Consider the following 3,066-nt stretch of genomic DNA (forward strand, 5'->3'; position numbering starts at 1 on the left):
CAGCCTCGATCTCGTTGCGGTCGGCGACCGCCTGCGTGTGCGTCCCGGCGAGAAGGTGCCGGTCGATGGCGTGGTCGAGGACGGCCATTCCTCGCTCGACGAGTCGATGGTCACCGGTGAGTCCATGCCCGTCACCAAGGCCAAGGCCGACACGGTGATCGGCGGCACGCTCAACCAGACCGGCGCGCTCGTTATCGTCGCCGACAAGGTTGGCCGGGACACCATGCTGGCGCGCATCGTCCAGATGGTCGCCGAGGCGCAGCGCTCGCGCGCGCCGATCCAGCGCATGGCCGATCAGGTGTCGGGCTGGTTCGTGCCCGTGGTCATCGCGGTCGCGGTGGTCGCGTTCATCGCCTGGGGCATCTGGGGCCCCGAGCCGCGCTTCGCCTACGGGCTGGTTGCGGCGGTCGCCGTGCTGATCATCGCCTGTCCCTGCGCACTGGGTCTCGCCACGCCGATGTCGATCATGGTCGGGGTTGGCCGCGGCGCCGGGCTCGGCGTCCTCATCAAGAATGCCGAAGCGCTCGAGCATATGGAAAAAGTCGACACGCTCGTCGTCGACAAGACCGGCACGCTGACCGAAGGCCGGCCTGCCGTCACCCAGATCGTGCCGGCGCCCGGCTTCGACGAAGCCGAACTGCTGCGGCTTGCCGCCTCGGTCGAGCGGGCCTCCGAGCATCCGCTCGCGCTGGCGATCGTCGAGGCCGCCAAGGATCGCGGCATCCCCACGAGCGACGTCACCGACTTCGATTCCCCCACCGGACGCGGCGCGCTCGGCACCGTCGACGGCCGCCGGATCGTGCTCGGTAATGCGCGGTTCCTCTCGGAAGAGGGCATAGCAACCGACGCGCTGGCGGAGCAGGCCGACGCCCTGCGCCGGGATGGCGCCACCGCGATCTTCATCGGCGTCGACGGCACCGTCGGCGGCGCCTTTGCAATCGCCGATCCCGTGAAGCAGACGACGCCGGAGGCCCTGGCCGCACTCAAGGCCGAAGGCATTCGCGTGGTGATGTTGACCGGCGACAACCGCACCACAGCAGAGGCGGTGGCAAGGCGGCTCGGCATTGACGATGTCGAAGCCGAGGTACTGCCCGACCAGAAGAGTGCCGTCGTCGCGCGGTTGAAGAGCGAGGGGCGCGTGGTGGCGATGGCCGGCGACGGGGTCAACGACGCCCCCGCACTGGCTGCCGCCGATGTCGGCATCGCAATGGGATCGGGCACCGACGTCGCGATCGAGAGCGCGGGCGTGACGCTGCTCAAGGGCGATCTCATGGGCATTGTGCGGGCACGGCGGCTGAGCCAGGCGACCATGTCCAACATCCGCCAGAACCTGGTCTTCGCCTTCATCTACAATGTCGCCGGGGTGCCGGTGGCGGCGGGCGCGCTCTATCCGCTGTTCGGCATCCTGCTCTCGCCGATCATCGCGGCCGCCGCCATGGCGCTCTCCTCGGTCAGCGTGGTCACCAACGCGCTGCGCCTCAACCGGAAAGCGCTGTGAACATCGGGGAGGCGTCGAAGCAAAGCGGGGTCTCGGAGCGGATGATCCGCCATTATGAGAAGATCGGCCTCATCCCGGCGCCGCCGCGCCGGGGAGCGGGTTATCGCGACTATGGCGAGAGTGACCTCCATCGCCTGCGGTTCATCGCCAATGCCCGCGATCTCGGTTTTCCGATCGAGGAGATCCGGACCCTGCTCGGCCTGTGGGCCGACACGGGCCGCAGCAGCGCCGATGTAAAGCGGGTCGCGTTGGCGCGGGCGGAGGAATTGCAGCGCAAGGCCGAAGCGCTGACGACCCTGCGCGAGACCCTCGTCGATCTCGCCGAGCGCTGTCATGGCGACGAGCGGCCAGATTGTCCCATCATCGCCGAACTGAGTCTCGACAGAAAATGTTAGCGCCGGCCGCCTCTCGGACCAGACCCGCTCTGGCGGCCGGGGTGCTGATCGCACTTGGCATTCTCACGACGGGCCTCGCGATATATTTCCTCGCAGTCCGCCCGCCACTGCTGGCGGAGGATCTTCGCCATATCGGCGGCAACCCGCAGACCCTTTCGCCGGTATTGCGGGACTGGTTCGGCGGGATAGCTGGCTCGCCCGTGCGACCGCACTGAGCCTCCTGATCGTATTTGGCCGCTTTTCATACAGCAATGTCGTGCTGAGCTCTGACTTCTGGGGCTGGCATATGCGAGGCAATCCCTCCGTAGGACTACGGAGTGCGCAGAGGCTTCCTGCGCTTCAGGGCTTGTTGCACCGCAGCAGGAGCGAAAATGTGCAGAGTCGAAGCAATATCCCTGACCCGTTGGACGGTCTGGCCACGACGCTGGATCGGTCGAGCTTCGCCGCCATCGCGCAGCTGACTTCAGGCCAGTCGCCCGCCACTTTGGCGCAGTCTTTTTCCGACTGGTGGACGCACATTCTCTGCTCGCCAGGCAGGCAGCTGCAGCTCGCCGCCAAGGGCGGGCGCAAGCTGATGCGGCTCGCCGACTATGCCATGCGCAGCGCATCCGGCAGCGATCACGAGCCGGCGATCGATCCGCTGCCCCAGGATCGGCGCTTCGCCGACGCAGCCTGGAAGCGCCATCCGTTCGACCTGATCGAGCAGGCCTTCCTGCTCCAGCAGCAATGGTGGCATGCCGCGACGACCGGCGTGAGCGGCGTCACCGGGCACCACGAAGCGATCGTCGAGTTCGCGACCCGCCAGATGCTCGACATGGTGTCCCCGACCAATTTCATCCCGACCAACCCCGTGCTCCAGCAGCGCATCCTCGAAACCGGAGGACAATGCCTTGTCGAGGGTGCGCGATTTTTTTGCGACGACCTGGAACGCCTGGTACGCGGGGAGCCCGCAGCGGGCACGGAGGCCTATCGGGTCGGCGAGAAGGTCGCAGCCACGGCTGGCAAGGTCGTGTTTCGCAACAGGGTCATGGAACTGATCCAATATGCGCCCGCAACCGAGACGGTGCGTCCGGAGCCGATACTGATCGTGCCGGCATGGATCATGAAATATTACATCCTCGACCTGTCGCCGGAAAATTCGCTCATCCGCTGGCTGGTCGGGCAGGGCTACAC

Annotated in this window: 4 protein-coding genes; all 4 read left to right on the top strand. The window is 66.7% G+C overall.

What is annotated here, in order from left to right; genetic code table 11:
* The coding region (locus KAY22_RS27040) for a copper-translocating P-type ATPase (protein WP_296626143.1) at positions 1-1,498 on the top strand (1,498 nt) is incomplete at its 5' end.
* A complete protein-coding gene (cueR, locus tag KAY22_RS27045) occupies positions 1,495-1,893 on the top strand; it encodes a Cu(I)-responsive transcriptional regulator (RefSeq protein WP_007406402.1) in 399 nt (132 codons plus the stop codon). The genes KAY22_RS27040 and cueR, both read left to right, overlap by 4 nt.
* 41 nt (positions 1,894-1,934) lie before the next feature.
* Positions 1,935-2,108, top strand: coding sequence for a hypothetical protein (locus tag KAY22_RS27050; RefSeq protein WP_021245222.1), 174 nt, complete (start codon positions 1,935-1,937; stop codon positions 2,106-2,108).
* Positions 2,109-2,296: 188 nt separating this feature from the next.
* Positions 2,297-3,066: poly-beta-hydroxybutyrate polymerase N-terminal domain-containing protein (locus KAY22_RS27055; protein WP_296626144.1), on the top strand; the 770-nt coding region annotated here is incomplete at its 3' end.

This window comes from Rhizorhabdus sp., from assembly GCF_018006725.1.
Taxonomy (GTDB): Bacteria; Pseudomonadota; Alphaproteobacteria; order Sphingomonadales; family Sphingomonadaceae; genus Rhizorhabdus.